Below are 7446 nucleotides of genomic sequence, written 5' to 3'. Positions count from 1 at the left end.
GCTACCTCCAACATACCGTTTAGCCGCGAGGGGTCACGACTATTGACTTCATTAAGGATAACCTTAGCCTCCCCTTTTGCGAGATAGGGATTGGCTGCCACATAGCCGGCAAGCTCAGTCTGGCTGTGCGTACGCCCATTATTTAAAATTGCGCCACGATCCTCGACATCAAACTGCACATATTTATTATGCGAGACCCCCGCGGCACTTGGCGGCTGAATATTAATCTGCTCAATACCATTCGCCGTCTGCAAGACGCTCGGTTGTTGAGCGGATGATGCTTGCGGGTCGGCAATAATTTTTGCATGCACGGGGAAACTGATACCGCCAACGGCCAGCAGTAACCCGAAACTGAGTCGAGTGAGGCGAAAAGAGGCCGATGAAACAGGGCGTTTTTGTCGCGCACAAGGTGCCGTCAGTGCATGAGCGGCCATCGTAATATCGGCGACAACCATCAGCATCCCTCTGGCTCGATTGAAAATAATGCGATAGCAATTTTTATTCATCCTTGAATCCTCAATAAACCCAATTTACCGTAAAGCCAAAGGTGACGGGGTCTTGCCTAAAACCTGGCGGGGCTGATAAAGGAACACCGATAAAGGTGTCATACGCCGTTGATAACACTTGTCCTCGAACACCTAACACGCTTCCGGCAAGATGATGTCCCAGTAGTTGAGTAGAACCCCTAGGTGAGATCTTGCTCTGGGGCCAGAACCCGCGTTGTTAGATAACCCTGATCCAGCAGCCGATTTTGTAAGCGACGTATTAATAGGTTAATCCCTTGGCTTCCCAAGCACTGCCCCGCTGCGGTATTGGCGATACGTTGAAGTTGAAGCCATCGTGGGAATGCATCGCCCCCAGAGAGCGTGATAGTTGTTAGTGGGAAACAAGGATTTTCTTGAGGAAACCCTTGTTGCTGCGCAGAGTGATTAGCGAGTGATAAGCGAATAGTCGGTTCCGGTAATGCGAGGCGTTGTTCCAGTGCTGGTTGCTGGTTTTGCTGATCAATAAGCGCCTGATCACGCTCTAGCAGAGAAGGCGCCTGCCTTTGTTGGCCGATCAGCAGAGATCCACGATCGAGGGAAGACGTTGACGCCTTACTCTGTGCCGTTAATGAGAGTGGCCATCGCGCCAGTAACAGCCGACGTCGAGGATAAGAGAGGTTGTATACCACAAGAGTCCCTTTCAGATTTAGCGCGTAACGATCCTGTTACACGTTGGTGCGAGCACTGATTAAATTTTATCCACAACACTAGCAATCGAATATGGGGCAAATACAGTACTATTTCAGAAAATTGAGTGATTTCACGCAATTCTTTGCGTTATATCACAAGAATACTCAAGAACATTCCTAGCCTATTTCAGATATTCCATCACATAGAGAATGATTCAGGTAATAACCTTATATTGAGTAGTTCTGTTAACGGTGATAGATATTTTCCAGAGTGTTGCATGAAATATTTTTAGATGCACAACGCCTTATTTTTCTTAGAAAACCGCTTAATAATTAACACTTTAAAAATCCTATCTGAAAATGATTTAAGCGTTAACGGATCCCCAAGATCTCTGCTTATGCCAAAGCAGGAGAAGCTGATCCGCAGCATATCGCTGCGGATCACTATGGGTCTTAGACCACATCCAATAACCACTTTTGAGCAGGCGTCAGACGGCTTGCCGTCTCGGGTGTTAGCCATCGCTGTTGATCTTGTTGTGCCGTATCTGCACGGTCAATATATAAGCCATGTAACACACGCCGGCGGGCACCGTTGGTATTGGTTGTGCCGCCATGCCACGTGTGGGCATTGTAGATCATCACACTGCCCGCCGGAGCGGTAAAAATGACTTCATCCGGGTGCGTGGCATGAGTATCGGCCAGTATATCCTCGGGTAATTCGGGGCGTAGATGCGTCGCAGGGATAATACGCGGCGCTCCGTTATCAGCACACACATCATCGAGCGCCCAAATGGTATTAACGAGATGTACCTTAGGAAAATCCGGACGAGGTTTTTTCCAATCGGCATGCAAAGGTTGTAAGCCCCCATTGTACAGCGCCTCACGTGCATTAAGGCTGGAAACTTTAAAGTCGCCTTGAAACACATACCGGCAAGCTGACAAAATCAGTGGATGGCACCAGACCTTTTCCCAAATCACGCCTTTATTTACCAGATTAGCCACCCGCGTTGCGGTCGCTTCCTGATGGTGCTCGATCGCCAGCTGGTCCCCTTCCTGCTCCACCAAATAATCAATACGTTCACGCATCGCGGCTAACCAATCCGCATCAGCCACACCTTCAACGATGGTGTAACCCAATGTATCTAACTCATGTTTCATGGTGTCTGTCAGTGCAGCATTCGCCCCAAGCGCGTCCAGCCATATCGCAGATTGATTTTGCATATCGACCTCTTTTGTTAACTATTTCACAACATATAAGAAAATTACTGTAATTCTCGTTAATATTCTGTATGAGATAGCTACACAACACTGGATTATTGTGTCTGCCCGCAAGAAGTGTGAGACGACGCAAAATCCAGAATAATAATAAGGGAGTTACTATGCCTGAGTTCAATCTTGTCGCGCTTCTTGAGCAATTGGTCAACCAACAATCCACTATCAATGTGTATTTCCCTGCCCATTCACCGCCTACCGATAGCCTGGCGTTACGTGTGCCTTTTCCGCGCTTAGAAATTGTGTTGGACGGTACGGTTATTGATCGTTGCTTACCGCCGGATCAGCCGCGCTTACTGTCACCGGCCATCTTGTATATTCCCGCTGATAAATGGAACCAGCCGCAGTGGGAGGGGCCTGCAACCACTTTAAGTATATTATTTAGCAAACAAAAACTGGGCTTTAGCCTGCAACATTGGGATGGGCAGACACTGATAAGCCAACACAAGCAGCATGTCGCCAGATTAGGCCCACGCACCGGCTCCTATCTGCTTATGGCCCTCAATGAACTGGCTATAGCCCCTATGATGCCAACTGCACAAATTGTCCTAAGCGGCTTACTCAGCCACTGTATTGACCAACTCACGCATCTGGCCGATACCCTGACTAAAAGTAAAGCGCTTTACGTGGCAATCAAAGACTATATTGATGAGAATGCTTTTCGACCCTTGAATCGTGACAGTGTGGCGAAGCAGTTTCATATCACGCCCAACTACCTCTCTCATCTGTTTCAGAAAGCGGGATCGATGGGCTTTAATGACTACCTCACAGCGGTACGACTGGAGTTGGCGAAAAAAATGTTGCGCGGATACGAGCTAAAAATCAAAGAAATCGCCCATCAATGTGGTTTTGAGGACAGTAACTATTTCTGTCGATTGTTTCGTAAACATACTGCGCGCTCCCCTTCCGAATACCGACGCCATTGTCGCACGCGCTAGCCCTAAAAAGACAAAGTGACTAGTTGGTCACATCGTTAAGGGAGACAATACAGAATGGGTCAGGATGGACAAAGCACTGAACGCGAGCAAAGACGGGGGAATGTTCTCTCGGTGTAGAAAAAACGCAGGGTAACCGACTTCCGGCTACCCTGCACTCTTAGTCAGACTGCCAACTCCTCTTGTAAAAGCTGAGCGATACAAGTCGCCGATTCGGCTTGGTTGAGCTTATCGCGAAACTCGTTATGCATAATTCGCCGGGCAAGACGTGAAAATATACGCATATGCTGATCTCCCGCCTCATGCTTATTTAGCGTTAACATAATGATAAACTGTGCCTGATCTTCCCCCCAGGCTACCGGTTCACGTAATCGAGCGACACTGATGGTCGACTGTTCAATATGCTCCGATTTACTATGGGGAATGGCAAAACTAAATCCCAGCCCCGTCGAGAACACCGCCTCTCGCGCCCATAAATCGGCTTCTAAATTGCGTGGATGCCGACAACGACCGGCCAGTAATAGATTGTCAGTCATCCCTTTCATCACCTCTTCTTTACTTTGCCAATCACTGTCCAGCGCAATACATTCTGCGGTAATCAGCGGCGCATCATGTTGACGCATTCTGAACTGTGCCAACAGGTGACTCACTTGCAGCGGTGTCCGGCAATTCATTACCTGATTCACCAACTGACGGCAGCCCTCATACTCTAATTGTGAAAGCGCCGACTTGATTGCCGGGATCGCAGGAGCACTCATACTGATCTCGTCCAATCCCAATCCGACCAATAGCGGTAGTACGGATGTTTTACCACCGAGTTCACCACATAAACCCATCCATTTTCCATGACGGTGTACGGCTTGAATTACAAAATCGAGGGCGCGCAAAAATGCCGGGTTCAAGCTGTTATATAAATGCTCAACCCGAGTATTATCACGGTCGACAGCCATCAGATATTGCGTGAGGTCGTTACTGCCGATACTGAAAAAATCGACCTCCTCACAACACTGATCGATGATGAACATAACCGAAGGGACTTCCAGCATGATCCCCAGAGAAATGGACTCATCGAAAGGGATTTTATCTTCACGCAGTTGCTGCTTCACTTCCTGAAGCTTATCTTTAACCCATAAAATTTCTTCCAATGAAGCGATCATGGGGATCATGATTTTCAAGTTGCCGTGTGCTGACGCTCTAAGGATCGCCCGTAACTGTGTGGTAAAGAGCGCCTGATACTCCGGGTAAATCCGCACTGCGCGATAGCCCAAGAAAGGATTATTTTCGGGGGGAATATTGAGATAAGGAACCGGTTTATCGCCACCGATATCCATTGTCCTGATGATGATGCTTCGATCACCCGCCGGGCCCAGTGCATCACAGAAAATAGCATAGAGCTCACTTTCACTCGGTGCGCTATGACGATCCATATATAGCATCTCAGTACGAAATAATCCTATCGATTCAGCACCGTTATCGAAGGCTCCTGCCGCCTCGATCGGTAGGGCTATATTGGCTGCAATATCAATATGCCGACCATCCGCCGTGCAGGCCGGGCGATCTCGCCAGATACTATGCTGTTCATGGAGCAACGCGGCGACTCGTGCTTCCTGACGATAATAACGGTGGATCGCCTCTGTCGGATCGGTAATCAGTACACCCGCATTCGCATCGAGATACACTTCGGTATGCAATTTTTCCACCAGCGCATCGGTGTCAACCCCGACCAGCGCAGGTATATTAAAGGAACGAGCGAGGATCACCGTATGGGAGGTCGTCCCCGCACTTCGCAGCACCAGTCCTTTCAGCTGTGTTTTATCTAACGCGAGAAACTGTCCCGGCGTTAACTCTTCGCATAAACAAATGGTAGGTTCAGTCAATTGACCGGCCGAGGGGAAGCAGGTCTCCCCATAGATTTCCTGTAATAGACGAAAACCGATATCACGAATATCCAGCACACGTTCACGCAGGTAGTCACTGTCAGAAGCAGAAAATTGCTGTGTAAAATGACGTGTAGTTTGCACAATCGCGTCTGCACAGCTTTTCCCTTGCTCAACGCTTTCTGTCAAATATTGGTGCCATAAGCGATCGCTGGCCAATGAGAGGTGGGCATCGAGCACGGCTGTAGCCGTTTCTTCGTTATCCAATCGCTGTAACTGTAAGGTTTTCACAAGTCTGGCTAATCCCTGCTGCAGGTTGGTGCGTTCCACCTCTAGCGGCCCCTTCTCAGGTAACCCGCTTGGCTTATCAAAATCAAAAGCAGCCAGCGGGATTAAGCGCCCACTGCTGCATCCCTGGCTCACCACTTGGCCAGCAACACAACAGGGATTGAGGCGGCGCAGCGATTCCGGTAGAGGATGCTGTTGGGGTAAAGACTGCGCGCTCAATGGCGTATCACAACGCGGGAACTCATCCTGTAACCAGTCAGAGAGTTCTTGATGGGCTTGCGCTTCGTCATCACCCGTTAACACCAGACAACAGGAGTCTCCCATAAGGGTATAGGTTCCTATCAGAGATAACGCGCTTTTTGCATTCCCACTGCGTCCATTACGCGCATTATGCCACTGTATCTCTGAGCGAAAACGATTACAGATAGCTTCGATCAGGCTCGCCGGACGGGCATGGACTCCCTCTGATAGCACACAGGTAAATTCAATTTTGATTGTCATGGCCCTTCTCCCCTAAATACAGATAGTTCGCAAAGCATAGGGAACACCCGCTCGCTCAGCTATCTCACAAAGCTGCCAAATACTGGACAATTGTATGCAGTGTCACAAATCGAGATGTACCTCACATGTTAAATGTGTTTTTTATTTGTTAATCATTATGATTAATTTTGAATTCCCTCTCATTTCCGAGGAGAGTCTACAAAAATCCAGCAAATCCCTGTTTTGTCCCCTGTCTGGTACGTTGGGGATTCTCTATTGTTGCCTTATTCAGTCTTTAACGCTGGCATTACCTAGAGGGGAATCGCTTATGAGCGACATCGCACTAATACTAAAAAATATTCGGCAACACCTGATGACCGGTGTCTCCTATATGATCCCATTTGTCGTCTCCGGCGGGATTTTGCTGGCAGTTTCGGTGATGTTATATGGAAAAGGGGGCGTGCCAAATCCAGATACCGCTGCCAATCTGAAAAAACTGTTCGATATTGGCGTTGCTGGCTTAACGTTAATGGTACCGTTCCTTGCCGCCTATATTGGTTATTCTATTTCAGAACGTTCGGCACTGGCTCCTTGCGCGATCGGTGCTTGGGTGGGTAACGGCTTCGGCGCAGGATTCTTCGGCGCATTACTGGCCGGTATTATCGGCGGCATTGTGGTGTTTTATCTCAAAAAAATACCCGTCCATAAAGTGCTCCGCTCGGTGATGCCCATCTTTATTATCCCAGTATTCGGCACACTTATCACCGCAGGGATTATGATGTGGGGGCTAGGTGAACCCATTGGATTACTCACCAAAAGTTTGACCCTATGGCTACAGGGAATGCAACAAGGCAGTATTATATTTCTCGCCATTATTATGGGCATGATGATGGCTTTTGATATGGGTGGCCCCATCAATAAAGTCGCCTATGCCTTCATGTTGATCTGCGTCGCACAGGGCGTCTATCACGTTGTGGCCATTGCCTCCGTAAGTATTTGTGTTCCCCCTCTCGGGCTCGGGCTAGCCACGCTCATCAATCGTCGTCACTTCTCAGCCGAGGACCGGGAAGCTGGTAAGGCTGCTCTAGTAATGGGCTGTGTCGGGGTAACAGAAGGCGCAATACCCTTCGCTGCCAGTGATCCTTTAAGGGTAATTCCCTCCATTATGCTCGGTTCCGCCTCTGGTGCAGTCGTCGCGGCAATCACCGGTGCGGAATGTTATGCAGGCTGGGGCGGATTGATTGTTCTTCCCGTAGTTAACGGAAAATTCGGTTTCTTGTTGGCGATTCTCACCGGCATGATCGTGACGGCAATTAGCGTTAATTTATTGAAAAGTATTGGCCGAAAGACCGACTCTGCGACGCCGAAAGCGGAAGACGAGTTGGACCTTGACTTTGAAATACACTCATGAGGAATCAAT

6 protein-coding genes are annotated in these 7446 nt (G+C 48.7%); 2 read left to right on the top strand and 4 right to left on the bottom strand.

Annotated features, from left to right (window positions below):
• The 3 genes from HGT73_RS05830 to HGT73_RS05820 form a co-directional block, all read right to left on the bottom strand.
• Nucleotides 1-506 (bottom strand): two-partner secretion domain-containing protein (locus tag HGT73_RS05830; protein ID WP_214212718.1); only part of this gene is annotated, 506 nt, incomplete at its 3' end.
• 179 nt (nucleotides 507-685) lie between these two features.
• On the bottom strand, nucleotides 686-1174 hold the full coding sequence (locus tag HGT73_RS14990) for a POTRA domain-containing protein (protein WP_338111580.1): 489 nt from the start codon (nucleotides 1172-1174) through the stop codon (nucleotides 686-688).
• A 453-nt stretch (nucleotides 1175-1627) separates the two neighbouring features.
• On the bottom strand, nucleotides 1628-2395 hold the full coding sequence (locus HGT73_RS05820; protein WP_214212717.1) for a phytanoyl-CoA dioxygenase family protein: 768 nt from the start codon (nucleotides 2393-2395) through the stop codon (nucleotides 1628-1630).
• Nucleotides 2396-2553: 158 nt separating this feature from the next.
• Here HGT73_RS05820 and HGT73_RS05815 point away from each other — a divergent pair, with 158 nt between their 5' ends.
• Entirely contained in the window at nucleotides 2554-3384 is an 831-nt protein-coding gene (locus HGT73_RS05815; protein ID WP_214212716.1) for an AraC family transcriptional regulator, read from the top strand.
• A gap of 161 nt (nucleotides 3385-3545) precedes the next feature.
• On the opposite strand, the gene ptsP is transcribed toward HGT73_RS05815, so the two are convergent.
• On the bottom strand, nucleotides 3546-6047 hold the full coding sequence (gene ptsP, locus HGT73_RS05810) for a phosphoenolpyruvate--protein phosphotransferase (RefSeq protein WP_214212715.1): 2502 nt from the start codon (nucleotides 6045-6047) through the stop codon (nucleotides 3546-3548).
• Between the two features lie 307 nt (nucleotides 6048-6354).
• Here ptsP and HGT73_RS05805 point away from each other — a divergent pair, with 307 nt between their 5' ends.
• Entirely contained in the window at nucleotides 6355-7437 is a 1083-nt protein-coding gene (locus HGT73_RS05805) for a PTS fructose transporter subunit EIIC (RefSeq protein WP_214212714.1), read from the top strand.
• The last annotated feature ends 9 nt before the right edge of the window (nucleotides 7438-7446 follow it).

Source organism: Rosenbergiella australiborealis, assembly GCF_018494035.1.
In the GTDB taxonomy this organism is placed as follows: domain Bacteria; phylum Pseudomonadota; class Gammaproteobacteria; order Enterobacterales; family Enterobacteriaceae; genus Rosenbergiella; species Rosenbergiella australiborealis.
This window is presented reverse-complemented; position numbering and strand designations above follow the sequence as displayed.